This is a genomic window from Streptomyces sp. NPDC031466 (assembly GCF_055581265.1).
Map to the genome: position 1 here is coordinate 98042 of NZ_JBVIJT010000014.1, position 24106 is coordinate 122147.

The 24106-nt window shown below is 70.7% G+C and carries 26 protein-coding genes; 11 read left to right on the forward strand and 15 right to left on the reverse strand.

The annotated features are described in order from the left end of the window. The first annotated feature begins 20 nt into the window (after positions 1-20). The 3 genes from ACZ5GP_RS30630 to ACZ5GP_RS30640 all read left to right on the forward strand — a co-directional run bounded on the left by ACZ5GP_RS30630 (position 21) and on the right by ACZ5GP_RS30640 (position 2734). Entirely contained in the window at positions 21-302 is a 282-nt protein-coding gene (locus ACZ5GP_RS30630; protein WP_468753944.1) for a hypothetical protein, read from the forward strand. A gap of 136 nt (positions 303-438) precedes the next feature. Beyond that, complete coding sequence (locus ACZ5GP_RS30635) at positions 439-855, forward strand: hypothetical protein (protein WP_468753945.1); 417 nt, start codon at positions 439-441, stop codon at positions 853-855. Between the two features lie 136 nt (positions 856-991). Next, positions 992-2734 carry an endo-1,4-beta-xylanase gene (locus tag ACZ5GP_RS30640; RefSeq protein WP_468753946.1) on the forward strand — a complete coding sequence of 581 codons (1743 nt, stop codon included), beginning with the start codon at positions 992-994 and terminating at the stop codon, positions 2732-2734. 3 nt (positions 2735-2737) lie between these two features. On the opposite strand, the gene ACZ5GP_RS30645 is transcribed toward ACZ5GP_RS30640, so the two are convergent. After that, complete coding sequence (locus ACZ5GP_RS30645; protein ID WP_468753947.1) at positions 2738-3937, reverse strand: MFS transporter; 1200 nt, start codon at positions 3935-3937, stop codon at positions 2738-2740. Positions 3938-4009: 72 nt separating this feature from the next. Between ACZ5GP_RS30645 and ACZ5GP_RS30650 the strand changes: the two genes are divergently transcribed. Both ACZ5GP_RS30650 and ACZ5GP_RS30655 read left to right on the forward strand, forming a co-directional pair. Continuing rightward, a complete protein-coding gene (locus ACZ5GP_RS30650; RefSeq protein WP_468753948.1) occupies positions 4010-4852 on the forward strand; it encodes a LysR family transcriptional regulator in 843 nt (280 codons plus the stop codon). Between the two features lie 103 nt (positions 4853-4955). Next, positions 4956-5159: a hypothetical protein gene (locus ACZ5GP_RS30655; protein WP_468753949.1), complete on the forward strand. Its 204-nt coding sequence runs from the start codon at positions 4956-4958 to the stop codon at positions 5157-5159. Here ACZ5GP_RS30655 and ACZ5GP_RS30660 read toward each other — a convergent pair. The 5 genes from ACZ5GP_RS30660 to ACZ5GP_RS30680 all read right to left on the reverse strand — a co-directional run bounded on the left by ACZ5GP_RS30660 (position 5140) and on the right by ACZ5GP_RS30680 (position 9792). Then, the gene (locus ACZ5GP_RS30660) at positions 5140-5772 is read right to left on the reverse strand and encodes a TetR/AcrR family transcriptional regulator (RefSeq protein ID WP_468753950.1); all 633 of its coding nucleotides are present in this window, start codon (positions 5770-5772) and stop codon (positions 5140-5142) included. The genes ACZ5GP_RS30655 and ACZ5GP_RS30660 overlap by 20 nt on opposite strands. Positions 5773-6401: 629 nt before the next feature. Continuing rightward, positions 6402-7277, reverse strand: a complete 876-nt coding sequence (locus tag ACZ5GP_RS30665) for a 3-hydroxyacyl-CoA dehydrogenase family protein (RefSeq protein ID WP_468753951.1) — start codon at positions 7275-7277, stop codon at positions 6402-6404. Positions 7278-7790: 513 nt separating this feature from the next. Continuing rightward, positions 7791-8633 (reverse strand): hypothetical protein, encoded by an 843-nt coding sequence (locus tag ACZ5GP_RS30670; RefSeq protein WP_468753952.1) that lies wholly within the window; start codon positions 8631-8633, stop codon positions 7791-7793. 173 nt (positions 8634-8806) lie between these two features. After that, positions 8807-9229 (reverse strand): DUF3592 domain-containing protein, encoded by a 423-nt coding sequence (locus ACZ5GP_RS30675; protein ID WP_468753953.1) that lies wholly within the window; start codon positions 9227-9229, stop codon positions 8807-8809. Positions 9230-9231: 2 nt separating this feature from the next. Then, positions 9232-9792 carry a nitroreductase family protein gene (locus ACZ5GP_RS30680; protein ID WP_468753954.1) on the reverse strand — a complete coding sequence of 187 codons (561 nt, stop codon included), beginning with the start codon at positions 9790-9792 and terminating at the stop codon, positions 9232-9234. A 217-nt stretch (positions 9793-10009) separates the two neighbouring features. Here ACZ5GP_RS30680 and proP point away from each other — a divergent pair, with 217 nt between their 5' ends. After that, positions 10010-11491 carry a glycine betaine/L-proline transporter ProP gene (proP, locus tag ACZ5GP_RS30685; RefSeq protein WP_468753955.1) on the forward strand — a complete coding sequence of 494 codons (1482 nt, stop codon included), beginning with the start codon at positions 10010-10012 and terminating at the stop codon, positions 11489-11491. Here the strand turns inward: proP and ACZ5GP_RS30690 are convergent. Then, on the reverse strand, positions 11473-11718 hold the full coding sequence (locus tag ACZ5GP_RS30690) for a DUF397 domain-containing protein (RefSeq protein WP_468753956.1): 246 nt from the start codon (positions 11716-11718) through the stop codon (positions 11473-11475). The two genes, proP and ACZ5GP_RS30690, sit on opposite strands and share 19 nt — an antisense overlap. After that, the gene (locus tag ACZ5GP_RS30695) at positions 11715-12539 is read right to left on the reverse strand and encodes a helix-turn-helix domain-containing protein (RefSeq protein WP_468753957.1); all 825 of its coding nucleotides are present in this window, start codon (positions 12537-12539) and stop codon (positions 11715-11717) included. Before ACZ5GP_RS30695 ends, ACZ5GP_RS30690 begins: the two co-directional genes overlap by 4 nt. Before the next feature lie 157 nt (positions 12540-12696). Between ACZ5GP_RS30695 and ACZ5GP_RS30700 the strand changes: the two genes are divergently transcribed. Beyond that, positions 12697-13206, forward strand: coding sequence for an ATP-binding protein (locus tag ACZ5GP_RS30700; RefSeq protein WP_468753958.1), 510 nt, complete (start codon positions 12697-12699; stop codon positions 13204-13206). Here ACZ5GP_RS30700 and ACZ5GP_RS30705 read toward each other — a convergent pair. Next, a complete protein-coding gene (locus ACZ5GP_RS30705) occupies positions 13107-14456 on the reverse strand; it encodes an MFS transporter (RefSeq protein WP_468754031.1) in 1350 nt (449 codons plus the stop codon). The genes ACZ5GP_RS30700 and ACZ5GP_RS30705 overlap by 100 nt on opposite strands. A gap of 217 nt (positions 14457-14673) precedes the next feature. Between ACZ5GP_RS30705 and ACZ5GP_RS30710 the strand changes: the two genes are divergently transcribed. Beyond that, the gene (locus ACZ5GP_RS30710) at positions 14674-15087 is read left to right on the forward strand and encodes a winged helix-turn-helix transcriptional regulator (RefSeq protein ID WP_468753959.1); all 414 of its coding nucleotides are present in this window, start codon (positions 14674-14676) and stop codon (positions 15085-15087) included. A gap of 157 nt (positions 15088-15244) precedes the next feature. Continuing rightward, positions 15245-15838: a GNAT family N-acetyltransferase gene (locus tag ACZ5GP_RS30715; protein ID WP_468753960.1), complete on the forward strand. Its 594-nt coding sequence runs from the start codon at positions 15245-15247 to the stop codon at positions 15836-15838. 87 nt (positions 15839-15925) lie between these two features. Here the strand turns inward: ACZ5GP_RS30715 and ACZ5GP_RS30720 are convergent, their stop codons facing one another. Together ACZ5GP_RS30720 and ACZ5GP_RS30725 are read right to left on the reverse strand one after the other, a co-directional pair. Beyond that, positions 15926-16738, reverse strand: coding sequence for an SAM-dependent methyltransferase (locus ACZ5GP_RS30720; RefSeq protein WP_468753961.1), 813 nt, complete (start codon positions 16736-16738; stop codon positions 15926-15928). 84 nt (positions 16739-16822) lie between these two features. Then, complete coding sequence (locus tag ACZ5GP_RS30725) at positions 16823-17518, reverse strand: helix-turn-helix transcriptional regulator (protein ID WP_468753962.1); 696 nt, start codon at positions 17516-17518, stop codon at positions 16823-16825. A gap of 86 nt (positions 17519-17604) precedes the next feature. Between ACZ5GP_RS30725 and ACZ5GP_RS30730 the strand changes: the two genes are divergently transcribed. Beyond that, positions 17605-18555, forward strand: coding sequence for an aldo/keto reductase (locus tag ACZ5GP_RS30730; RefSeq protein ID WP_468753963.1), 951 nt, complete (start codon positions 17605-17607; stop codon positions 18553-18555). 23 nt (positions 18556-18578) lie between these two features. Here the strand turns inward: ACZ5GP_RS30730 and ACZ5GP_RS30735 are convergent, their stop codons facing one another. The 4 genes from ACZ5GP_RS30735 to ACZ5GP_RS30750 all read right to left on the reverse strand — a co-directional run bounded on the left by ACZ5GP_RS30735 (position 18579) and on the right by ACZ5GP_RS30750 (position 22676). Beyond that, positions 18579-19400 (reverse strand): endonuclease I family protein, encoded by an 822-nt coding sequence (locus ACZ5GP_RS30735; protein WP_468753964.1) that lies wholly within the window; start codon positions 19398-19400, stop codon positions 18579-18581. Positions 19401-20027: 627 nt separating this feature from the next. Next, positions 20028-20663: a hypothetical protein gene (locus ACZ5GP_RS30740; RefSeq protein WP_468753965.1), complete on the reverse strand. Its 636-nt coding sequence runs from the start codon at positions 20661-20663 to the stop codon at positions 20028-20030. Positions 20664-20701: 38 nt separating this feature from the next. Beyond that, positions 20702-21604: a TIGR03619 family F420-dependent LLM class oxidoreductase gene (locus tag ACZ5GP_RS30745; RefSeq protein WP_468753966.1), complete on the reverse strand. Its 903-nt coding sequence runs from the start codon at positions 21602-21604 to the stop codon at positions 20702-20704. A gap of 418 nt (positions 21605-22022) precedes the next feature. Beyond that, positions 22023-22676: a LysE family translocator gene (locus tag ACZ5GP_RS30750; RefSeq protein WP_468753967.1), complete on the reverse strand. Its 654-nt coding sequence runs from the start codon at positions 22674-22676 to the stop codon at positions 22023-22025. A gap of 106 nt (positions 22677-22782) precedes the next feature. On the opposite strand from ACZ5GP_RS30750, the gene ACZ5GP_RS30755 reads away from it, so the two are divergent. Then, entirely contained in the window at positions 22783-24057 is a 1275-nt protein-coding gene (locus tag ACZ5GP_RS30755; protein ID WP_468753968.1) for an IS701 family transposase, read from the forward strand. The last annotated feature ends 49 nt before the right edge of the window (positions 24058-24106 follow it).

Here is a 24106-nt window from a genome sequence, read left to right on the forward strand (position 1 = left end):
CCTTCACTCGCGATGGGGGCGTGACCAGGTTCAACGTCGCTGACCTGGCGGTAGATCATCAGCCTAATCGCAGCGTCACCTTGACCTACCGGCTGACCGTCGAGCGGAAGGGCCACGCCGACGAGTGCTGGGTGTGCACGCTGCCGTGGAGCGACAAGTCCTTCGCGGACGTCTTCACTTCGTCCGCCCCTGACCCTGAGCGTCTTCGCCAACTGGCCGCACTGGTGCGTGGCCTCATGGAGGAGTGGTGGGACTGCAAGGGGAGCAACCGTCACTTCGCGAAGATGGGGCGCCGCCCCTGAGCGCGACACGGGCAACTCGCCGCCCTTGTGGCGGTACTCCGCCGCAGCGGGCACACGCTGACGTGTCCATGGTCGGTCGTGAGTAGCATGGCGGCGCTTCTGTTCGCTCCACGTTCGTCCGAGGAGAGGAAGAGCCATGCGCAAGCTCCTGATGGTGATGGTCGTGGCCTTGATGGCCGCCATCGGTTTCGCCGCACCGGCGCAAGCCGCCGCGAACACCGTGGACATGCCCTTCGGCATGGCCTACGGCAACAGCACGACGACCGGAACGATCCACTTCACCGACGGGTACAGCGCCAGTGTCTCCGGGACGGTCCACGCGGCGAGCGGCATGCGCGAGGTCTGCGCCTACGGGGTGAACGGCAGCACGACGTCGGGCCTCATCTGCAGCCCGTGGGCGTACGCGGGCGGGGCGAACCAGATCCTCAGCGGATCGCTGCGGATCGCACTGCCGGGCGGCGTCCAGCGGGTCTACATCACGATGTACGACGGGGACGTCAACCCGCTGGCCCAGGAGTTCTGTACCCGCAGCGGCTGCACCCGGCAATTCTGAGCCTGTCGTTCAACGCCCGGCGTCAGCTGTGCCGTGCCCACAAGGCCGCCGTACCTCACCTGTACCTCACCTGTGATGAACTGTGGCCCGGTTTCGAGACGTTGATCTTGTCTCGGACAAGAGAGTGGGAGGGACCGTGGACCTCGGTGGGGGGACGTGGCGGCGACTGACCGTCGTGGTGCTCGTCATGGCGGTGGCGGCCGGGTGTACGGGGCAGGGCGAAGGCGCGGGCGGCGGAAACGACGAAGACCTGCTGCGGAACCACGACTGGACGCAGATGCCGGGCACCACCGCGCGGAACGACATCCTGCACGTCAGCGCATTGGACCGGCGCATCGTGGAGCAGGACTCCGCCGGCGGACAGCCCAACCCTCCGCTGAACGTGGCCGGTCCGCATCTCAGGTCCGACGGCGACTTCACCGTCACCGCGCGCATGTCCGGTGTGGGTGACGATGACGGCGACTCATGGCTGCGGCTGTACGGACGTGTACCGGTCATCTACGACGAGTGGCGGCAGGAGCGGCCCTCACTCCGCGTCGGCGTGACCGCTGACGGACGAGTGAAGGTGCAGATATGGGACGGTGAGGGCGATGAGCCTGCCACGTCCGAGGATTTCGACTGCGGCTGCTCCGGGACGGTGACGCTCGCCGTGTCGAGCATCGGTGACACCTTCCGCGTGAAAGCCGACGGACGGCGGCTGGGAACCGTGCAGGACCCGGGGGTGTTCGCCGAGGGCACTGTCTGGTTCGGTCTGGAGGCGGACGCGGGCGAAGACGAGCGCCGCGAGGGATGGCGTCTGACGCAGCTGAGCGCGCGGGCGGAGAGCGGTGACTCGCTCCGCGTGATCAGGGCGCCGCAGCTGCGCCAGGAGCAGTCCGACGACTCGCTGCGTGCGCGGGCCGCAGACGTGGGGCGGCCGTTCGACGTCGGCGCCGCCCTGGCCGAGAACCCGCTGCTCACCGACGCACGTTACCGGGCGCTCGCGGGGAGCCAGTTCTCCATGCTCACTCCGGAGAACGCGTTCAAGCCACAGTTCCTCCACCCGCGCCGGGGCGTCCACGACTTCCGCGACGCGGACCTGCTCGTACGCTTCGCCCGCGCGAACGACATGAAGGTGCACGCGCACACCCTTGTCTGGCACGAGGCGCTGCCCAACTGGATGCGGGAGAACGACGACCCCGAGGAGGTGCGCCGGACCATGCTCCGGCACATCGCCGTGGTCGCCGGGCACTTCAAGGGAAAGGTCGCGGAATGGGATGTGGTCAACGAGCCCATGTCCGACGACGAGAAGAGCTACACCAACGGGGACCTCGGTCTGCGCTCCGAGCAGAGCCCGTGGTTCGAGGCCATGGGCGAGGAGTACATCGACGAGGCGTTCAGGGCCGCCCACCGGGCCGATCCGAAGGCACGGCTGTTCCTCAACGAGTACGGGGTCGAGGAGGAAGGCGAGCGCTGGGACGCCCTTTACGATCTGGTCGAGCGGCTCAAGGAACGCGGCGTACCGATCGACGGCGTGGGTTTCCAGAACCATGAGTACGCACCCGGCGACCGCACCGACCCGGAGACCTTCCGCGGCCATGTGCGGGATCTGGCGGAACTCGGGCTGCAAGCGCGGGTGTCGGAGATGGACGTCCCCATAGGTGAGGACGAGAAGGACGGGCGGCAGATCCAGGCTGATGAGATGGCGGGCAAGCTGCGGGTCTGCCTGGAGGAGCCGAACTGCACATCGTTCTCCACCTGGGGATTCACCGACCGGTACGGTTCCACCGCCGACACCAGGATCTACCCTCCGCGCACGGCCGATTCCCTGCCGTGGGACGCGGCCCTGCGGCCGAAGCCGGCGTACGAGCGCCTGCTCGCTGCCTTTGACGAGGCGTGAGGGTCAAAGAGCGTCTTGTTCCGCCAGGGGCATTTGATGAGGCGGCGCAGTCGAGCAGGTCGAGAGCAGGTGTCCCGTCAGTGCCGTCGCGAGGCCCGCCAGGCCGGCCACCGCGAAACCCGCCGACGGAACGGACGTGTCGATCGCCAGCCCGGCCATCGGTGACCCGAGCGCGAGACCCGCGGCCTGCGCCGAGGACTGCAGCCCCGTCGCCTCGCCCCGGACGCCGGCCGGTGCCAGTCCGCTCACCCCGGCGGACACCGCGGCGAGGGTCGGCGCGGTGAGCAGCCCGCTGCCGATCACGGCCACGCACAGCCAGGGCCAGTCGTGCGCGAGCCCGGCGGGAATCGTCACGAGCCCGAGCAGGCCGAGCAGCAGCCACGTCGGCAGCGTCCGGGGCGCCGCGCCGTACAGCAGCCCCCCGACCACCGAGGCCCCGCCGAGCACGGCGATGACCACGGCGGCCCACGAGACCTGACCCGCTTCCCGGAGCGTGGCGACGATGGCCAGATCCACGCCGCTGACCAGCGTCGTGACGCCGAACGCCATCGTCAGCGCCGCGGCCATGCGGGCGTCCAGCCACGCGCGCCGCCCGGGCCGTCCCGCCGCACCGGCCTGCACCTCGCCCCGGGCGCGCAGCGGCGGGTCGAGCACGGCGATCCCGAGCCCGCCGGCCACGATCGCCGCCCCGACACCCCAGGCCACCGCCTCGGGGGACGTCTTCGCCGTGCACAGGACGACGATCGCGGGGCCCAGCATGTACGACAGTTCGCCCTGCACCGACTCCAGTGCGAACGCGGCCCGGCGCTGCCCCGCCGTCGTCATCGCGGCGATGGCCTGTCTGGCCACCGGCTGGGCCGGCACCATCAGCAGGCCCGCGGCGAACGAGGTGCCCAGCAGCACCCCGTACGGCTGGAGCGGCACGGTCAGCCAGAACAGGGTCTGCGCGAAGGCGGTGGCCACCAGCACGACCCGCAGGCCCCGCCGGTCGACCACGCGGCCGAGCAGCGGTCCGCCCAGTGCCAGCCCCACTGTCAGCGCCGCCGCGATCCCGCCGGCGGCCGCGTAACTCATGTCCAGGCTCAGCACGACGTACATCGTCAGCGCCATCACGTCGGCCGTGATCGCGACGCGCGCGAGCAGCGAGACGGCCAGCAGCGGTGCCATGCCCGGCACGGCGAGCACCTGTCGGTATCCGGTCACCCGCCCGACGCTAGATCGTTCAACGCCCCATAGGTAGAGGCGTATTCACTTGAGCCGACATAATGAATTTTTATGGCCAAGGACTTGGAGACCGCCTTGTTGCGGTCGTTCGTCACCGCCGTCCGGGCGGGCAGCATCAGCCGTGCCGCGACCGAGCTGGGGCACACCCAGCCCGCGCTCAGCCAGCACGTACGCAGGCTGGAGAGCGCCGTCGGCCGGCCGCTGCTCCACCGGTCGCCGTCCGGCGTCTCGCCGACCCGGGCGGGCGAGGAACTGCTCCCGTACGCCGAACGCATCCTCTCCCTGTGCGCGACGGCGCTCACCGAGACCGGGCACGCGCTCACCGGGCGCTGCGGCGTCGGGCTCCTCGAAGACCTCGCCGCGTCGCAGCTCCCGCAGGTTCTCGCCGACCTCGCCCGGCTGCACCCCGGCGCGACGTTGGAGGTGCTGAGCTGTTCCAACGCCGAGATGCGGGCGGCGTACGACGCGGGCCGCATCCAGCTCGTCCTGGACGAGGCGCGGTGGGTGCCGGGGCCGCCGCGCTGGACAGTGCGCCGCCCGCTGGTGTGGGCCGTCGGCCAGGGCGTGGACGTGCGGGCCGATCCGCTGCCGGTGGTGCTGTTCTCGGAGCCGTGCGTCTGGCGCAGGTCGGTCCTCGACTCGCTGGAACGCGCCGGCCGGCGTCCGCGCGTGGTCTTCGAGAGCAACAGCCTCGTCGGTGTGCTGGCCGCGGTACGGGCGGGGCTGGGCGTGTCGGCGCTGCTGCCCGCCAACCTGGAACCGGCCATGGCCTGCCACGACACGGCCGCCCTGCCCGCCCTGCCCGACATCGAGCTGGGCCTGGCCCGCCACCCGCGGACGGAAGGCGATCCGCTGATCGACGCCGTGGAGACGGCGCTGCGCCGCACCCTCTGACTGATCCCGGCTGCGCCCTGATCCCGGCTTCGCCCGCGACTGCGGGGGCATAGGTAACTCCTTGGCCCGCTCGCTCTCGATGGCGCACACAGGGGGAGTACCGATGTATGACCGAGGAACCGGCCGGGGCAACACCCGCGCGCGAGGCCTGGCGACGCTCGCCTTGGTGGCCGGCACCTTCTACCTCTTGTACGGGGTGATCGGAACCCTGACCGGTGCGGGGGTTCAGGAATCCTGGGTCCGCTCGCTCCCCATGCTCGTCGCCGTGAGCCTGGGCATGGGTGTGGTCATATACCGGCGGGGATGATTCCGTCGGCGCCGGGCTCTCCCACTGGTTCGGTCAGGGCCTGGAGGATGCGGGGTGTGACCCGCTGCGGCAGTTGACGGGCGTCGTCATGGGTGCCGTGGCTGGCCCGGAGCGCGGCCAGGCCCTCGAACAGCGAGATCATCAGGCGGCTCAGATCGGTGACGGCGATCGTCGGACGCAGGCCCAGCCGGGCCAGTGCCGCTGTCAGCAGCTCCGCCAGGCCCTCGACCAGCCGCTCCTCGCGCTCGGCCAGCTCGGCGGCCAACTCCGGCCGGCGGGCCGCGTGCAGGGTGAACTCCATGGAGGCGAGGAACCATTGGGGCTCGCGAGCCCGCTCGCCGAATTGGGCGAGCAGCTGGTCGAGGCTGCCCGGCCCCACCGAGGCCTCCCGCAGCGCGGCGAGCAGGCTGTCGGTGTGCACGTCGTAGAGGGCGAGGAAGAGTTCTTCCTTGTCGCGGTAGTTGGAGTAGAAGGCCCCTCGGGTCAGCCCCGCGCGCTCGACGATGTCGCTGATCGAGGTGGCGTGGAAGCCGTGCTCGGTGAACAGGGCCTGGGCGCTGTCGAGGAGTGCGGCCCGGGTCACGGGCCGGCGCTTGGTCGGAGTCTTGGGCACGCGGGGGGCCTTTCCTGGGGCGGGAACGAGCAGCCTAAGGCGTGTGGTGAAAGGAGCGTCGCCAGGCAGGCGGGACTTTCAGAGCACACCCTGAGCTGGTGCTTCCACCCCAGTCTCCGCTGACTCCTCGGCACGCTCCCAGTCGGAGCCGGCTGGTGCCGGCTCCTGAGGCCGTCCGTCTCGGACCCGCCGACGAGCCCGTGGAGACGGTCCCAGGCCAACTTCCCCTCACCGGAGCCACGCTGATCCGCCCGCATGCGGCTGTTGACACGAAATGAAGTAAAACACCAAATGATCGCATAAACCAGACTTTTGTGGATACCGTGAATCGTCCGTATGAGAGGTATCTACAAAGGAGTGGTCATGGGTCTGCCTGTCGTCGGAGGTCTGATCGACAGCGTGATCGGCATCGTCCTGGGCGCGGTGAACGGCATCGCACCTCAGGCCGGCGCCCTCTTGCGGGGATTGGGCGTCCCGGTGTGAGCGGTCCGGGCCTCATATCCTCGGGTCAGCCTCTGCCGTCGGGCGGCCCGGTCCCGGCCGGCAGCACGTGGTGCGACGGCCGCCGACCCCCGCCGACGGGTTTCGGGCCGTCGCACACCCGTAGGACCCGACCGCACGTACACCCGTTAAGCGCCCGGGGACCGGTAGTCGTCATAGAACCCCTGGCCCGTCTTCACTCCCAGGTGGCCGGCGTCTACGTAGCGGCGCAGGAGCTCGCGCGGACCCTCGGGCAGGTGGGGGTTCTCGGCGGCGTAGTGGTTCTCGATGTCGAGCACGACGTCGAGGCCGACCTGGTCCATCATCCGGAACGGTCCGGCCTTGAGGCCCATGTTGATCTCCCACATCCGGTCCACGTCGCGCGGGGTGGAGACACCCTCGGCGACCACGGCCAGCGACTCGCGCTTGATGGCGGCCCAGATGCGGTTGAAGATGAAGCCCGTGCTCTCCTTGCGCGCCTCGAAGGGGTGGACGCCGTACCGGGGCAGTTCCCGCAGCAGGAAGTCCAGCACCGCGCGGTCGGTCCTGCCGTCCGACATCAGGTCGACGGCGACCTGCTGCGGCGGCATGTAGAAGTGCATGTTCAGCACCCGCTCCGGGTGCGCCACGCCGTCGATGAACTGGCTGGTCGGGTACGACGACGAGTTGCTGGCCAGGATCGCGTCGGGCTCCGCGTCCTGGTCGAGCCGGGCGAACACCTGCTTCTTCAGGTCGAGGCGCTCGGGCACGGCCTCCACCACCAGCCAGGCGCCGGCCAGCGCCGCGGACTCCTCGGTGTGGGCGGAGGCCCGGCCGGGGCGGCCGCCGTCCACCGTGGCGGCCACGTCGGCCACGTGCTCGGCGACGAACGCGGCGGCCTGCTCGCCCACGGCCCGGCTGGGGTCGTAGATCCGCACGTCGCCCCCGCGGGTGGCGAACATCAGGGCGATGCGGCGGCCGAGGGTACCGCCGCCGATCACCGCGACCGGGCGGGATTCGATGGCGGTGGGGAGGGTGAAAGCCATGGCTGTGCTTCTTTCGGAACGGGGCGAGGCGGGACGCCCTGCCGGGGCAAGGTGGCGCCCGCTATCAGATACATGGTGTATCGGATACACCGTGTATGCAAATGGGCCGCCCAGCGAGCCCCCTGCGGTGCCGAAGGTGCCCGTACCGGCCTGCGCCGTGCAGAGCGCCCCCGCCCGGTTCCGCGAGCAGGCCCCCACCCGCATCGCCGGGTCCGGCTGACGAGTCCTGTTGAAGCAGGCCGCCCGGCCACTCCCGTCGGGCGTGGCGCCTACGCAGGGCGACTGCCCTTCCTGGGGGAGTGACGGGGTCGGGCCGGGTTCCTCCCAGCCGTACCGCTGCGGCTGTGTCGACCCGCCCCACCACAGGGTCAGCCCGCCCGCGACGGCCACGATGACCAGCCACACCGCGACGGCCCACCGCCACAATCTGCGGCGCCCTCCACGTGGGTGTGTGGGCATAGGGCCGGCAACTCCTTCCGACGGAACTGGCATTCGACTCCCCGCCGTGCCGTCTCAGTAGCCCGGGTACGCGCCCTGGAAGGAGCCGATCGCCACGCCGATGACCGTCGCGTCGACCACGAGGCCGAAGACGAGGAAGCACAGGGCGGCGACGGAGTCACCCGCGCGGCTGGACCGCGTGCCGTATTCGGTCACGGTGCCCGGCTTGCTCGGGTGATAGGCGACCTGGACCGTCGCGGATCGGCTCTTGACGTACACGCTCCGGTCCACGCCGTGCATGTCGGTGTACACGAACGTCCCGAACGCGCCGCCCAGGACGCGCGCTTCCCCGACTCTTCTCGCCTCCACCGTGACGCCGTGGCGGCGCAGGTACCAGGAGCGGTACCGCAGTCGCACCATGTCGGCGCCGACTGCGGTGAGCCCCACGCCGAGGGGGCCGAGCACCAGGATCAAGAACGCGAAGGTCCACACTCCATAGGCCGCGACGGCCACGGCGAGACCGGCGTATACGAGGACGACAGTGGTTCCCCACACCTTGAGCCTTCGCTTGTCCGCCTCTCGTCGGGATTCCGGGACGGCACGGGTGGTGACGAGTTTCGAGCCGTCGGCGCCGACGGCGCCCTCGGGGCGCTCGGGAAGGAGCGGGGTGACGGCGTCGGCGAACAGGGTGGCGGCAGCCTCGCTCACATCGTCAACACGGTGCACGGCAGGCACTGTCCCGGAGGGGCCGGCGAGTTCGACGGTCACGGCACGCCCCTGGGAGTGGATGCGATCTATCGCCAGGAGAGGAATCCGGACCTCCTCGGCCTTCCGGTGCAACACCAGTGCGTCACCGTCAAATCGGAGCTGGTCACCATTGGACGAGCGCAGGACCGGTACGGGCGATGTGATCGACATGCGGCTGATCGTAAGACCGGGTGCGGTCGGCGGGAATCTTCCCGCGGCGCTCTTTGGCATAGATACCCTTCGCGCTGCTAAAAGGCCCTGCTCTCATGTCCGGCACCTACCGAAGCCACCCGATCGAGACTCCCATTCGGGTCATCGCTTGAAGTCGGAACGACAACAGGCGCTCACGCGAACACCTCGCGGAACATGAGTATCGCGCCGCCCGCCAACGCGACCCCGACAAGGAGGCCCATGGCGGTGGCATCGCGCTCGTACCCCTCGATCTCGACCCGCTTCGGCCGGGCCGGGTCGTACAGCACTCTGATCTTGTCTCTGCTCGACGGATGAGCCAGTTCGGAGGGGGAGGACTTGCCCACTGACGACTCGACCTCGATGCGTTCTCCGCCCGGCGGGGTAAACGCGACCACCGGATAAAAGCGGGAGTCACCATCGGAATACGTGGCCTCACGTACCCGGACGATGTCCGCCTCGATCCATCGCCCTCGTGAGTGCAAGCGAAATGAGGCCCATGCCGCAGCGAAACCGCCCAGCGACAGCACGCCCAACAACACGACGAAGAACCCCACAAGGGCCTGTTCCTTGTCCATGCTCACTCCGTCGGTGACCAGGGGGCGGAGCGCAAGTGGGCGACGCTGTGTCGGGCACGGTCCTGCGGTGGGTCGCCGGCCGCCTTGCCCACCGCGACCATGGAGACGATCGCCCACCCCGGGTTCGGGTCCAGCTCCTTGGTGAGCCCGTCCAGGTCGAAGGCCCGGAACTGGTGCGCGGCCAGCCCCATGGCCTGGGCCTGCACCGTCATGTGGGCGACCGCCTGGCCGAGGTCGTAGTCCGCGAACTCGGAGTAGAGCAGCTCGGTGTCATCGACGTACCGCCGCGCCAGGGTGACGACGAGCAGACCCGCGTCCGTCGCCCAGCGGGCCGAACTCGGCGCGAGGTGGGGGAGGACGCGGTCGTGCTCCGGCTCGCCGGGCCTGCTGGTGAAGAAGCCCCACGGCTGGGAGTTCCCCGCCGACGGCGCCCACCGCACGGCCTCCAACAGCAGCCCAAGGGCGTGGTCGTCGGCGACCGCCGACGGATCGAACCGGTAGGGGCTGAAACGTCCCGCGAGCAGCGGATGTATGCCGCTGGGCGGCTCCTGAGGATGGGGCATGTTCCGCTGCAACCGGGCCACCCTGCGTGCGTATTCCGGCCGACCGCGAGTGCCTCCCGCGCCAGGCCGGCACCGGGTCGAGGACCGCCGAGGGCACAGCTCGTGTTGATCGCGGCGGCGGTACTGATCGGATCGGCAGTGTTGATCCGGGTTCGGCAGGGCAGACGAGTGATCAACGATGACCGACCGACGCCGATGAGAGAGTGATCGAGACACCGTGAGCGCCCCCGAAGCACCAGAGATACCCGCACCGCCCGCTCCGGAGGCCATCGCCCGGCACCGCGCGCTGTTCCGCGCGATCCACCGCCGCAAGAACCCCCGGCTGCGTCAGTCGGACATCACGGTCACCGAGGAGGCCCAGGTCAAGCGGGCGGTGAAGGCGACCGCCCTGGGCAACGCCATGGAGTGGTACGACTTCGGCGTCTACGCCTACCTCGCCGTGATCATCGGCAAGGAGTTCTTCCCCTCCGGCAACGACACCGCGCAGACCCTCTCCTCGCTCGCCACCTTCGCCGCCGCCTTCCTGGTGCGTCCCATCGGCGGCATGTTCTTCGGCCCGCTCGGCGACCGCGTCGGCCGCAAGAAGATCCTCGCCCTCACCATGATCATGATGTCGGCGGCGACCCTAGCCATCGGCCTGATCCCGAGCTACGCCTCCATCGGCGTCTGGGCGCCCGTCCTCCTGGTCCTGTGCCGCATGGTGCAGGGCTTCTCCACGGGCGGCGAGTACGGCGGCGCCGCCACCTTCATCGCCGAGTACGCCCCCGACAAGCGCCGCGGTTTCTGGGGCTCGTTCCTGGAGTTCGGCACCCTCATCGGCTACACGGTCGCCGCCGTCCTCGTCACCGCCCTCACCGCGCTGCTCAGCGACGACGCCATGCAGTCCTGGGGCTGGCGCATCCCCTTCCTCGTCGCGGCCCCGCTCGGCCTCATCGGCCTCTACCTGCGGCTGAAGCTCGACGAGTCGCCCGCCTTCCAGAAGATGGAGGATGGCGACGGCCCGGCCGCCGAGCGCCAGAAGAAGTCCTTCAAGGAGTCCTTCTTCGGCCAGTGGCGCGCCATGCTGCTGTGCATCGCCCTGGTCGCCGCGTTCAACATCACCGACTACATGCTGCTGTCGTACATGCCGACCTACCTCACCCAGCTCGGCTTCGGCGAGACCGGCGGCCTGATGTCCATCGTCGTCGTCATGCTCATCCTGATGGCCCTCATCAACTCCGTGGGCCGCCTCTCCGACCGCGTCGGCCGCAAGCCGGTCCTCATGGCGGGCTCGCTCGGCTTCTTCGTCCTCGCCCTCCCCGCCTTCCTGCTCATCAAGCAGGGCGGCACGGTGCCGGTCTTCGCGGGCCTGCTGATCCTCGGCCTCGCCCTGGTCTGCTACCTGGGCGCCATGTCCTCCTCACTGCCCGCCCTCTTCCCGACGGACGTGCGCTACAGCTCGCTCTCCATCGGCTTCAACATCTCCGTCTCCCTCTTCGGCGGCACCACCCCGCTGATCGTCGCCGCGCTCATCGGCGCCACCGGCAACGACCTGATGCCCGCCTTCTACACCATGCTGGCCGGCCTGGTCGGCATCATCGCGGTCGCCGCGATGAAGGAGACGGCCCAGAAGCCCCTGGAGGGCTCCCCGCCGTCCGTGGCGACGGACGAGGAGGCCAGGGAACTGGTCCAGACCCAGCGTCAGCCGCGGGACGCGTAGTCCACGAACCGCGCCCACGCGTGGGGCTCCAGCGCGAGCTGGGGCCCTTCGGGGTTCTTGGAGTCCCGCACGTGGATCGCGCCCGGGCAGGGGGCGATCTCCACGCAGTCCCCCGAGCTGCCGCTGCTGTAAGTCGACTTGCGCCAAGCGAGGGCGACTTCCACGCAGTCGTCGCCGTCACCACTGCTGTAACTGCTTTTGAACCAGGCCAGTTCAGGGGTGCTCATATTGCTCCTCGCATCTCCTTAAGCAGGCTCACGGAGTCCTCGCACGAGAGAGCCTGTGCGCGCATCCTGGCATACCGCATGTGGAGCACACTGACCTCCTGTGGGTCGGAGATGAGTTGTCCGCTTCGCTGCCCCTCTGAGTACGCGAACCAGGTGTGCTCTGGGGTCTCCAGCAGGCGAATAGGGCCGTGGAGCCCCCCGTGCCCTTCCCGCACAACTGGCATGATCTGCACCTCGATGTTCCTGCGCTCGGCCATCTTCAGTACGTGGTCGATGAGTTCCACGGTTACCTCATCCCCGCCCGTGCGGCGGAGGAACAGGTGTTCCTCCAAGATGAAGCTGTACGCGGTGTTGGGGCGCTCCATGAGCAGCCGCTGCCGCTCCATGCGTGCCGCCAACTGCTCCTCGATCTCCTCGTCGTTCAGCGGCGGGAGCTGGTTGATAAAGACCGTCCGGGCGTACGCCGGGGTCTGCAACAGACCCGGGATCAGCCGACACTCGTACGTATAGAGGGCGATCGCCTCCCGCTCCAGGCGGGCCCATTGGCGGAACCACCGCGCTAGCCCCGGCTTGCGCGAAAGCTGGTTCGCCGCGAGCCGCAGCGTGCCGAACGCGTCCAGCGCTGCCTCGCAGCGGTCAACGAAGCCTGGTGGCGGGAACCGCCTGCCCTGCTCGATCGAGGCCAGGAAGTGGGAGGAGCACCCCACTTCGTCGGCCAGCGCTTCCTGGGTCGAGCCGGCCCGCTTGCGGAAGCTCTTCAGGACGGCGCCGAAGGTCTTCAGACCGTCCGACGACTCCGGCTCTTTGCTGCTTGACGACATCACGGGAAACCCCCGACGCTCGTATACCGATCCCCGCCAACACTCCCAATGGTCACACTCCGTTACCGCATTTGTCTACCCTTAGTACTCGTACGCTGACGGAGCGTACGGGTTTGGTGGCTGGCGCACGGCTCCCGGCGAGGCCACGGTGGGCGCCATGCCAACCGAAGCCCGTCCCGCCACCCCGCAGCGGGAATTCACCCAACGTCTCAGCGCCACGCCCCGGGGCGCCCGCCTCGCGCGGCGACTGTCCCGGTACTACCTGAACGGCTGGGGCATCGCGTACGACAGTGAACTGTCCGACGCGGCCGAGGCGATCGTCGCGGAGCTGGCGGCGAACGCGGCGACGCACGGCCGCGTGCCGGGCCGCGACTTCGAGGTCCGCCTGACACTCGTCATGGACACGCTCCGTATCGAGGTGTCCGACACGCGGACGGAACTCATGCCTCCGCAAACGCCGGAACCCCCGGAGGCCGACGACGAGTCGGGCCGGGGGCTCGTGATCGTGGCGGCGCTGGCCGCCGAGTGGGGCGTGGTGCCGCGCCAGGTCGGCAAGACGGTCTGGGCTCACCTGCCGTTGGGGGAGGAGGCCGGACGCAGGAGAGCCGCGGCCGGCGCGAGGCCGGCGGCGGAGATGCCGGCGGCGACCCAGAAGGCGAGCCGGTAGCCGTCGGCGGTGGCGGCGAGGGCGTCCGCGCCCCCGTCGGTAAGGGTCTGCGTGCGGCTCGCGGCGAGTGTCGTCAGGACGGCGAGGCCGAGCGAACCACCCACCACCTGCGTGGTGTTGAACAGGCCCGAGGCGAGGCCCGCGTCCTCCTCGGCGGCGCCGCCCATGGCCAGGCCCGTCACGGCCGGCATGGCGGCGGCGAAGCCCGCGCCGAGCAGCAGCATGGCGGGCAGGACGTCGAGGACGTACGAGCCGTCGGCGGGCAGGCGGCCGAGGAGCGCGAGGCCGAGCGTGATCAGCGCGAGGCCCGCGAGCAGCGTGCGGTGGGCGCCGAAGCGGCCGATGAGCTTCGCGGAGAGGCCGAGCATCAGCACGCCGATGACGACGGGGGCGGGGAGGAAGGCGAGGCCGGTCCGCAACTCGCCGAAGCCGAGGACCCGCTGGAGGTAGAGGGCGCCGATGTACTGGAAGCCGTACATCCCGGCGATCATCAGGATCTGCACGGCGTTGGCGCCGGTCAGGACGCGGGAGCGGAAGAGGTGCAGCCGCAGCAGGGGCCGGGCCGCGCGGGTCTGGCGGAGGGCGAAGGCGACGAAGAGGAGGAGAGAGGTGCCCGCGAGCAAGGCCGTGGCGCCGACGCTGTGTTCGGCGGCGGTGACGATCGTGTAGACGGTGAGCATGAGGGCGCCGGTGATCAGGGCGGCGCCGGGGTAGTCGGCTCCCTGGTCGAGCCCGGCCCCGCGGTCGTTGTCGAGGACGCGGACGGCGGCGACGAGGGCGGCGACGCCGATGGGCAGGTTGATCAGGAAGATCCAGTGCCAGTCGAGGGTCTCGGTCAGGGCCCCGCCCAGGAACGTGCCGAGGGCGCCGCCCGCCGCGCCGACCGCGCTGAACACGGCGATGGCCCTGGCCTGTTCGCGGGGTTCGGGGAAGAGGGCGACGAGCATGCCGAGTACGACGGCCGAGGTCATGGCGCCGCCGACGCCCTGGAAGGCGCGGGCCGCGACGAGGAGGCCCGGGTCGCCGGCGACACCGCACAGGACGGAGGCGGCGGTGAAAAGGCCGAGCCCCGAGACGAACATCCGCTTGCGGCCGACGAGGTCGCCGAGCCGCCCGACGAGCAGCAGGAGCCCGCCGAAGGCGATCAGGTAGGCGTTGACGACCCAGGCGAGCCCGGCGGCGGAGAAGCCGAGGTCGGCCTGGATGGCGGGCATCGCGACGGTCACGATGTTGCCGTCGATGACGGTCATCAGCAGGCCCGAGGAGAGCACCGCGAGCGAGGTGCGGGGCGAGACGGCCCGGCGGGGCGCCCGCGAGGAGCGGGGCGGCGCTGGGGTGTTGACCTCGGACACGGCCTGGGACATGGTGAAAACCTCCGTGGTGAGCGCCTCTGACCTGCAAAGGTGCACGACTTGTAACGGAGTTCATGGTGGAGTCCCGCGAGGGCGGGCAGAAGGAGGCACTTCGATGTCCCAGGGGAACACCGGTGTTACCTCGCAGGCAGTGCTCGCGCAGGCCTGCCCGGTCCGGGAAGTTCTTGACAGGGTCGCGGGCAAATGGAGCGTGCTGGTCCTCATCGCCGCCGCCCACGGGCCGATCCGCTTCACCGAACTGGAGCGTGCCATCGAGGGGATCAGCCGCCGCATGCTGACGCTCACGCTGCGCAATCTGGAACGCGACGGCCTCCTCAAGCGCACCGTGCACCCCACGGTCCCGCCGAAGGTCGAGTACGAACTGACCCCGGTGGCCCATGAACTGCACGGCACACTCCTCCAGCTCACCGGCTGGGCGGAACGCCACCGCGTGACGATCGCGCGGGCGCGGGCGGCGTACGACGAGGAGCGGGATCCGGTGGACGCCCAAGGGTTGTGCCGTAAATGATTCGAGCCGTCAGGCGCGGCGGCGGTACGGCGCCGTTCCTGAAAAGGCGTGGCTGCCGGGCAGTGGTGATGTGAAAATCAGTCCGCGACTTGATCCGCAGTCGCATCCGCATTGGCATCCGCATTCGCATCCGCATCCGCGCGCTTCGGAGGTCCGCATGGTCGTCACCTCACTGCTGCCGTTGACCACGGGCCGGTTGACGCTGCGTCTGTTCACTCCCGGCGACGCCGACGACCTGTACGCCTACCAGAGCCTGCCGAGCGTGGCGCGCTACTTGTACCGGCCGGCGCACACGCGTGAGCGCAGCGAGCAGGTCGCCGCCGAGCGCGCGGCGCAGACGGTCTGGCGCGCCGACGGTGACCAGCTGGCGCTGGCCGTCTGCCGACGCGACGAGCCCGGCGTCCTGGGCGAGGTGAGTCTTCGCCTGGCCGACGCCCGCGCCGCCCAGGCCGAGATCGGCTGGACTCTCGACCCAGGTCATCAGGGGTACGGCTACGCGACCGAGGCGGCCGCGGCGCTGGCCGGGTTTGCCTTCGACACGCTGGGCGTGCACCGGCTCTACGCACGGCTGGATGTGGAGAACACCGGATCTGTGCGGGTCTGCGAGCGCCTCGGGATGCGCCGGGAGGCGCACCTGGTCGAGAACGACCTCGACGGGGACCGCTGGGGCAGCGAGTACATCTACGCCGCGTTGGCCGCGGATCTTGCCGGTCGATCAGGCCCGGGCCCCATCCCGGCGGCACAGAACTGATCCGCGGGTACACCACCGGAGTGCGCTCGTCGCAGGCGAGCGAGCGCACGGGCACCGGTGATGTGGTGGCCCTCCGCCGAGGCCGGGCTACGGCTTGCGGGCCACCGCTCCGTACGCGTCGACCTCCGTCGGGTCCTGGGATTCCGGGCGCCAGCGCGTGACCTGCGTGACGCCCGGCTCCACCAGTTCGAGGCCGTCGAAGAAGGCGCCGATCTCCTCCACACTGCGTACGTAGTAGGGGATCGCGCCGCTCTTGTTGTACTCGTTCGACGCCGCGATCATGCCCTCGCTCGTGGTGGTGGAATCGCTTATCACCAGGTAACTGCCGGACGGCAGGCCCGACATGAGGCGGGAGACCAGGTCGCGGGCCTGCGCGTGGTCGGCGACATGGCCGAGCGTGTTCAGGATGATCAGGGCGACCGGCCGCGAGAGGTCCAGCGTCTTCGCGGCCTCCCGCAAGATGGCCTCCGGGTCGTAGAGGTTGGCGTCGATGTACGCCGTCTCGCCCTCGGGCGTGCTGGTCAGCAGGGCCCGCGCGTGGGCGAGGACCAGCGGGTCGTTGTCGACGTAGACAATGCGCGAGTCCGGGGCCGCGCGCTGCGCCACCTCGTGCGTGTTGTCCGCCGTGGGCAGGCCCGTGCCGATGTCGAGGAACTGCCGCACGCCCCGCTCCGTGGCCAGGTGACGCACCGCGCGGCCGAGGAAGAGGCGGCTGGTGCGGGCCACGTCGACCAGGCCCGGGAAGATCTCCTTGATGTGGTCCCCCAGCTCGCGGTCCTTCTCGTAGTGGTCCTTGCCGCCCACGAAGTAGTTCCAGAAGCGGGCCGAGTGCGGCTTGCTGGTGTCGATGCGGGCACGCACGTCGGCGGCGGAACCGAGCTGGGGGTCGTTCTCTGTCACGAGGAGCCTCCTGGAAACCTGCGTCATGTGGTTCGACGATCAAGCACCAATCTAGACGGCGGTCCAGATGGTGGGTCGCACCGGTCAGTTGCCTGCCCTGGGCCGGTTCCCGTCATGCAACTGAGCCGCTCGCAAACCCGCTTGGAAACGTGACGTCGCGCCGAGCGCCGCCATCAGCTCCGCCACGCGCCTGCGGTACGTCCGCAGCGACATGCCCAGTTCGCGGGCCGCCGTCTCGTCGGTGTGCCCCGCGCTCAGCGCCCGCAGGACCCGGCGAGCCCCCTCGTCGAGCGCGGGCGGCCGCGTCCGCCGGTACTCGTCCAGCTCGGCGGCGGTCTCCCACGCCGCGTACACCAGGGACCGGACGCCCTCGACGGCGTCCGGCGAGCGGATCACCGTGTACGTCCGCGTGCCCCGCACCGGGGCCCCGGCGAGGATCGCCACGCGCCGGTCGATGACGATCGCCTCGTGCACCAGCGGCGCCGCCGAGATCCGCACCTGCGCACCCGACTCGGCGATCCTGACGAGCCGCGCCTCCGACGCCGCGTCCGCGAGCGCCCGCCCCGTGTACACCTTGCGCATCGCCAGGCCGCCCGGCACCAGTGGCGGCCGCCCGCTCCCGGCGAAGGCCGCGTTCACGCCCCGCGAGAAGGTCGCCAGGTCGGCCGCCGCGCACAGGAACTCCTCGCGGGCGCCGGTGAACAGGGCGCCCGCCCTGCGCACCAACTCGCGCTCACCCCGCAGGTACACGATCAGATCGGTGTTCGTCGCGCTCTCCATGATCGGGCCAGTCTGCGACCGCGGTCACCTGGCAGCAAGTGGCCACCCGTTCGCAAGGGAAAGAGGCACGCCGCAGGATCTGGGCCATGACGACCACGGAGCACGGCACGCACAGCGGCACCTACGATTCGTCCGGTACGCGGCATCCCGGGGGCCGGGGCGGCGGTATCAGCGGGCCGGCCGCCGCCGCGGGCCAGTACCTCATCGGAGGCGAACTCCCCGTCCACCGCATGGGCTTCGGCGCGATGCGCCTGCCCGCGCCCGCGTGGGAGGGGCCCGCGCACGACCCCGCGCGGGGCGTCGAGGTGCTGCGGCGCGCGGTCGAGCTCGGCGTGAACCACATCGACACCGCGGCGTTCTACTTCTTCCAGGACATCGCCGCCAACGACCTCATCCGTGCCGCCCTGCACCCCTACCCCGAGGACCTGGTCATCGCCACCAAGGTCGGCCCCGGCCGGCTGCCGGACGGAAGCTGGACGGACCCGGCCGACCCCGCGGAGCTGCGCAGGGCCGTGCACCGCAACCTCCGCGAACTGGGCCGCGACCACCTCGACCTCGTCTACCTGCGCTTCCTGGGGAGCGACGGGCCGGGCGGGGACCGCTTCGCCACCCTGGCGGCACTGCGCGAGGAGGGCGTGATCCGCCACCTCGGCGTGAGCAGCGCCTCCCCGGAACAGCTCGCCGAGGCGCGGGCGATCGCCCCCGTGGCGGCGGTGCAGAACCGATTCAGTCCGCTGGACCGGCCCGACGCCGAGCTGGTGCACCACTGCGCGCGCGACGGCATCGCGTTCGTGCCGTACTTCCCCTTCGGCGGGACCGGCGCCCCCGACCTCGGCCGCGTCGAGGCCGTCGCCGCCCGGCACGGCGCGACCCCCGCGCAGGTCACCCTCGCCTGGCTGCTCGCCGTCTCCCCGGCGATGCTGGCCATCCCGGGCACCTCGTCCCCGGCGCACCTGGCGGAGAACGTGGCCGCCGCCGCCCTCACCCTGAGCCCCGAGGACCTCGCGGAACTGGACGCGCTCGGCGAGGGCGGCTGAACCACGCCGTCGGCGGCGGGGCGTCACCAGACCTCTTCCACCCACTCCGGGTGGTCGATGAACGGGTTCCGGTTGTGCTGGTACTTGTCGAATATGACCTGGTTGCGGTTCTTCTCGAAGGTGTCCGGCGGGTCCTCGTCGCTCCACTGCTTCAGCACGGAGAGGCGGCCGATGGCGGGCGCGCTGCCGTTGTCCACGCGGTCGTTGGGCTCCAGGTCGGGGAAGCCGTCCTCACCGTCGTAGCGCACGGCCATGTAGAGGATCATGCGCGCCACATCGCCCTTGACCGCGTCCCGGGGCTCGAAGGAGTCGCCGTCCGTGAGGTTGCCCGGGGCCCCGGCGACCGCGCCGCCGCCGTTGTCGAAGTCCTTGTTGCCCCGGATGCTGTTGACCGTGACGTCCTCCGGGCGCAGGTGGTGGAGGTCCGTACCGGGGCCGGTCGCCGTGCCGAAGTCACCGTGGGACTTGGCCCACACGTGCTCGCGGTTCCAGTCGCCCTGGTCGCCGCCGCTGCTGCTCTTGCTCCGCGAGGCGCCGGTGTAGAGCAGGATCACGTTCGCGCTGTTGGCCGGGTCCTGGTCGGTGGTCTTCAGGGCGTCCCAGACCTGGCTGTACGAGACCTTGGTCTGCTTGCCGATGATCGTGTGCAGCGCGGACTTCAGGGCGGGCCCCGTCTTGCCGAGCGCGTCACGGTAGTACGTGTCGTCGTAGGCGCCGACATACATCGAGGCCGGGGCCGCCGGGGCGGGGGAGGCGGTGGCCGTGGTGGGCACGGTGAGGCCGACGAGCACGGCGGCGGCGCTCAGGGCGAGGGGTTTCCAGCGGCGTACGCGTGGGACGTGCATGGGGGGTGGGTCCTTTCCCGGAGGTCTCACGTGCCGTGCGCCGTCCGATGAGCGCGCGTTCTACGCGAGTTGACCGATCAACCATCGGGAGAGTGACATGGATGTGCGGACGAGCGTGTGAACGTCCTGGGTCGGTCGGGTAACGATGTCATGTACGCGTTCACAAGGTGCGTGCGTGAGCCGTGTCCGGTAGCGGCCACCATGCGGTGATCTGCCCGAACCCGCTGGTCACGGGCGCGAGGTCAGTGTGCTGCCGGGGGCGGTTGGTGCCGGTGCGGCCCCGACGCGCCGAGGCACTGGTGTCGTGCGGGGCGCGTCCTGCGGCCGTCGGGAACGTGGCCGGTGCGGCTCGCCCGAGGTGGGGAGCCGTGTCGGCTGGGCCGGGGGTCGAGGGCCTCGGCTCGGGCTGCGGTGGGCGGCGGAGAGGGCTCTGCCCCAGGTGGGGGGGGTGACGGCGGCTTGGCGGGAGGAAGTGCGGTGGGGAGTGGCGCCTGCCGCGAGCAGTCGGCTCGGCTGGGTTCGCTGGGGATGGCCGCCTAGGCTGAGGCCGCGGCGGGCGATGCCCGGTCGTGCCGGTTTACCCCGGTGCTTCGTGCCGCCCAGTTCGCGGAGCCCCCGCGGCGGCGGTCAGGTGCGCTTCGGGGAAGCCAGTAGGTAGCGGTCCCCGCCGCGCGGCGCCGCGTGCTCGCCGGTCTGCCAGCCCGCCCGTTCCAGCGCCGCCGCACAGGCCCGCAGCCCCTCCGGTGACGGCTCGCGCACGGCGACCGCCTCGGGCTGCGGGGTGTCCGTCACCTCGTAGCCCGCGCCGCCGGGGCGGGCGGGAGGCAGACCGGCCGCCTCCAGGGCCAGGGCGGCGGCCTGCACGAGATGCGTGCGCTCCCACGCGCAGGGGCGGTCCCGGGCGCCGTCGGTGTTCGTCATCCGGCGCAGCTCCACCAGGCCCTCCCACGCGCTGCGGACCTCCCGCGCCCGCGCGGCACCCTCGCTGCCGCTCGGCGCGCTCTCCGTGCCGGTGCGGGCGGCGAAGACCCCCGGGGCGGCCGCCGGACCGGCGGGCGAGGACGCGGCAGCCGGCGCCTGTGCCGCCCCGCGCAGGCGGTGGCCCGCGGGCGTCAGGAAGTACGCGTGCGGGGGTCTCGGATGGCGGAAGGCCAGGCGGGCCCGCACCAGGCCCGCCAGCTGGGCCTCGCTGCCCGACAGCCGGCCCGTCTCCGGATCCGCGGCCTCGATGATCCGTCGCTGCGTGGCCGTGGGTGGCTTCATGGCGCCCGCACCCCTTCCCGTTCCCGCGTCGGTCGGCGTCAACTGCTACCGATGGTGCCCTGTGCCACTGACATCGCCAGCTCCAGCACGCGCCGGTCGTCGTCGGCGCCCGCCCGTTCGCCGGGCGTCCCGGGGTAGGTGTCCAGGAGCACGTCCGTGGCGCCCAGCCCGGCGAGGGTCGCCAGGTCGTCGGCCACCTGGTCCACGCTGCCGTGGCCGAGCGGGCGGTCAGGGGTGTCCGGCCGGGCGTCGAGCCGGATCTGCAGGCGCGGCGCGAGAACCGGCAAGGGGCGGCCCGCGGCCTCGGCCTCGGCCGCGACGAAGGGCAGCGCCTCCCGCAGCGCGGCCGCCGTCGGCATGAACGGATGCCAGGCCTCGCCGAGCCGGGCCGCGCGGCGCTGCGCGGCCCGGGAGTTGCCGCCGACCCAGACCGGCAGCTGCCGGGTCGCGGGGGCGGGGGCGGTGCGGACCCCCTCGTACGAGACGTACGTGCCGTGGAAGGACGTCGGGTCCTCGCGCCACGCGGCGCGGATCGCCGTGAGGTACTCGTCGGTCATCGCGCCGCGCTCGCCGAAGGGGACGCCGAGCGCCGCGTACTCGGCGGCGGACCAGCCCACCCCGGCGCCGAGGATGAAGCCGGCGGCGTTGAGCCGGTCGAGGTTGGCGGCGAGGCGGGCGGTCTGCAGCGGATGCCGGTAGGGGATCACGGTGATCGTCGTCCCGAGCCGCAACCCCGGCACCCGCCCCGCGAGGTGCGCGGCGAGCACGAACTGGTCGTAGAACGGTGCCGGGTAGACCTCGTGGACATCGGGCGTCACCGCGATGTGGTCGGAGACCATCGCGAACTCGAAGCCGAGTTCACGGGCGTCGGCGGCCTGCCGTACGAGGGAGTCGGGGGTGGTGCCGGAGCCGAAGTTCAGGAGGTTCACGCCGTATCGCATGACGTCAGTCTTGGTGATCAAGGACGCAGGTGTCGAATCACGCCCACGCGGATGCCGAACGGGCCTGCCGACGGCGCCCGTTGGGGTGGCGACCCAGGTGGGCGGCGCCAGAGCCGTTGCCGCCGATGGGGACGGCGGGGGGACGGCCGCCTTACCGGACCCGGCGACAACTGATCGACGGCATACGGTTCCGAGCCGAGGTCCGGTTCCGTGCCGAGGTCCGGCTGCCGCGAGGTCCGGCTCCCGCGAGGCCGGCTTCCGCGAGGGCCGACCGCCGCGTTGCGACCCGGCGGCCGGCCACCGTGAGTGCCACGCGGTCGGGTGCGGCAGCGCTCGGTTCCGCGGGCGCCACGGGGGCGGTGCTGGGGCGTGTTGCGAAAGTCCCGTCTGCCCGGCCTGCGGGCGGACGACGCTACTTTCACCACACGCCCTGGTCGACCCGGCCGGTGACGGCCACCGTGGCGCCCAGCCCGATCATGGCCAGCCCACCCGTGCCACCGATCAGCGACATCCGCCTGGGGGAGCGGCCGAACCAGGTCCGTGCGGCAGACGCCGTCAGCCCCCACAAACCGTCGGAGACCAGGGCCAACACGGCACCGGCCAGGCCGAGGATCAGCATCTGGAGGCTGACGTGACCGGCTTCTCGGTCGACGAACTGAGGCAGCATCGAGGTGAGGAACACGATGCTCTTCGGATTCGTCACCCCGACCATGAACCCCGCCCGCACCGAGCTGCCACCGCTGGACGGCGCCGGGGCGACACGTACCGCTTCTGTCCGGTTCCTCCAGCTTGCCCGCAGAGCCCTCACGCCGAGGTGGACGAGGTAGGCGGCTCCGGCCAGCTTGATCACGTCGAAGACGACGACCGAGGTCTCGACCAGAGTGCCGATCCCCAGGGCGACCGCGATGACCAGCGCGTAGCCACCGAGCGCGTTGCCCAACACCGAGGCCAGCGCTGTCCGGCGGCCATGGGCCAGCGCCCGGCCGATGACGAACAGCACGCTCGGTCCTGGAATGGCGGACAACAGGACGGACATGGCGCAGAAGGCCAGGAGCCGATGCGGGTCGATCATGCCCGGATCCTCTCCCGCGCCTTCCGTCGGCGCCAGAGCGACTTTCGACCTAGTAGTGCTTCGTTAGGTCTTTTCGTTGACGCTGATCAAGAGCATGTTGGGGTGTGTGGATGCGCATGAAGTGAACCGATTGCGGGCGGCGTTAGCGATGTTCGTGGCGGATGTTTTCGCCTCTGTGCCGCGTAGGGATCAGCGGGCCAAGGGTGAGTGTTATCTGCGGGGCCTGATGCTCGACGGTCGGCGCAAGTCGATCCAGCCGATGGCCGGACGTCTGCCGGAGGGGAACATGCAGGCCCTGCAGCAGTTCGTGAACCAGTCGCCGTGGGATCCGCTGCCGGTCAGGAAGCGGATCGCCGAGCGGCTGAGCGGATTTGTCAGGCCCGAGGTGTGGGTGATCGACGACGTGTCGTTCCCCAAGTGCGGCAAGGCGTCGGTCGGGGTGGCCCGCCAGTACTGCGGAGCGGTCGGTAAACGGGCGAACTGCCAGGTCGCGGTCACTGTCCATGCCGCCACCGACAACGCCTCGTGCCCATTGGAATGGCAGTTGTATCTGCCCCGTGAGTGGACGGACGAGCCGGACCGATGCCGAAGGGCAGGAGTCCCCGACAACGTGGTGCACCAGGAGAAGTGGCGTCTGGCACTCGGCCTCCTGGACACACTCGCCCAGTGGCAGCTGAAGGCCCCGGTCGTGGTCGCCGACGCCGGCTATGGCGTCAGCACCCCGTTCCGGCTCGCTCTCCAGGGGCGGGGACTGTCCTATGTCCTGGCCCTGAACGGGAAGGAAGTCGCCCACCCACAAGATGCCGAGCCGCACCGGCCCGCTTACGCAGGGCTCGGACCGCCCACCCTTCCCCGCTACCGCACCCCGCCGCGAGCCATCTCCACCCTCGCGGCACAGACGGGCTCGGAGCGGTTCACCGAGGTGACCTGGCGGCAGGGCAGCAAAGGCGCGATGACCTCACGGTTCACGGTGCTGACAGTGCGGCCTGCCGGCAAGCAGTCCCTGGCCGCAGCTCAGGAGGCGGGCGGCGGCCGCAACCGCTGGGACGGCGTCCTGCCCACCCAGACCCTCCTGGCCGAATGGCCGGACGACCAGGACGCCCCGACCGGTTACTGGATATCGAACCTGCCCGCCACCACCCCGGTCGCTGACCTGGTGCGGTGGGCGAAGATGCGCTGGCGAATCGAACACGACTACCGCGAACTCAAACATGGCCTGGGTCTGGACCACTTCGAGGGCCGCACCTGGCGCGGCTGGCACCACCACGTCACCCTCGTCACCGCCGCCCAGGCCTTCCTCACCCTCCGCAGGCTCGACCCAAAAGTCCAGGCACCGGCCCGAGCCTCTACCAGACCCTCGACACACTCCAAGGCCTGCTGAGGTGCTGGACCGGAACCTGCACTACCTGCGGCCGCCCCCTCAAAACCAG

Coding starts and splice junctions, on each gene's coding strand:
- ACZ5GP_RS30635 (WP_468753945.1), top strand. CDS start 439: ATGCGCAAGCTCCTGATGGTGATGGTCGTGGCCTTGATGGCCGCCATC.
- ACZ5GP_RS30650 (WP_468753948.1), top strand. CDS start 4,010: ATGGCCAAGGACTTGGAGACCGCCTTGTTGCGGTCGTTCGTCACCGCC.
- ACZ5GP_RS30655 (WP_468753949.1), top strand. CDS start 4,956: ATGTATGACCGAGGAACCGGCCGGGGCAACACCCGCGCGCGAGGCCTG.
- ACZ5GP_RS30665 (WP_468753951.1), bottom strand. CDS start 7,277: ATGGCTTTCACCCTCCCCACCGCCATCGAATCCCGCCCGGTCGCGGTG.
- ACZ5GP_RS30670 (WP_468753952.1), bottom strand. CDS start 8,633: ATGTCGATCACATCGCCCGTACCGGTCCTGCGCTCGTCCAATGGTGAC.
- ACZ5GP_RS30675 (WP_468753953.1), bottom strand. CDS start 9,229: ATGGACAAGGAACAGGCCCTTGTGGGGTTCTTCGTCGTGTTGTTGGGC.
- ACZ5GP_RS30680 (WP_468753954.1), bottom strand. CDS start 9,792: ATGCCCCATCCTCAGGAGCCGCCCAGCGGCATACATCCGCTGCTCGCG.
- ACZ5GP_RS30690 (WP_468753956.1), bottom strand. CDS start 11,718: ATGAGCACCCCTGAACTGGCCTGGTTCAAAAGCAGTTACAGCAGTGGT.
- ACZ5GP_RS30695 (WP_468753957.1), bottom strand. CDS start 12,539: ATGTCGTCAAGCAGCAAAGAGCCGGAGTCGTCGGACGGTCTGAAGACC.
- ACZ5GP_RS30700 (WP_468753958.1), top strand. CDS start 12,697: ATGCCAACCGAAGCCCGTCCCGCCACCCCGCAGCGGGAATTCACCCAA.
- ACZ5GP_RS30705 (WP_468754031.1), bottom strand. CDS start 14,456: ATGACCGTCATCGACGGCAACATCGTGACCGTCGCGATGCCCGCCATC.
- ACZ5GP_RS30710 (WP_468753959.1), top strand. CDS start 14,674: ATGTCCCAGGGGAACACCGGTGTTACCTCGCAGGCAGTGCTCGCGCAG.
- ACZ5GP_RS30715 (WP_468753960.1), top strand. CDS start 15,245: ATGGTCGTCACCTCACTGCTGCCGTTGACCACGGGCCGGTTGACGCTG.
- ACZ5GP_RS30725 (WP_468753962.1), bottom strand. CDS start 17,518: ATGGAGAGCGCGACGAACACCGATCTGATCGTGTACCTGCGGGGTGAG.
- ACZ5GP_RS30730 (WP_468753963.1), top strand. CDS start 17,605: ATGACGACCACGGAGCACGGCACGCACAGCGGCACCTACGATTCGTCC.
- ACZ5GP_RS30735 (WP_468753964.1), bottom strand. CDS start 19,400: ATGCACGTCCCACGCGTACGCCGCTGGAAACCCCTCGCCCTGAGCGCC.
- ACZ5GP_RS30740 (WP_468753965.1), bottom strand. CDS start 20,663: ATGAAGCCACCCACGGCCACGCAGCGACGGATCATCGAGGCCGCGGAT.
- ACZ5GP_RS30745 (WP_468753966.1), bottom strand. CDS start 21,604: ATGCGATACGGCGTGAACCTCCTGAACTTCGGCTCCGGCACCACCCCC.
- ACZ5GP_RS30750 (WP_468753967.1), bottom strand. CDS start 22,676: ATGATCGACCCGCATCGGCTCCTGGCCTTCTGCGCCATGTCCGTCCTG.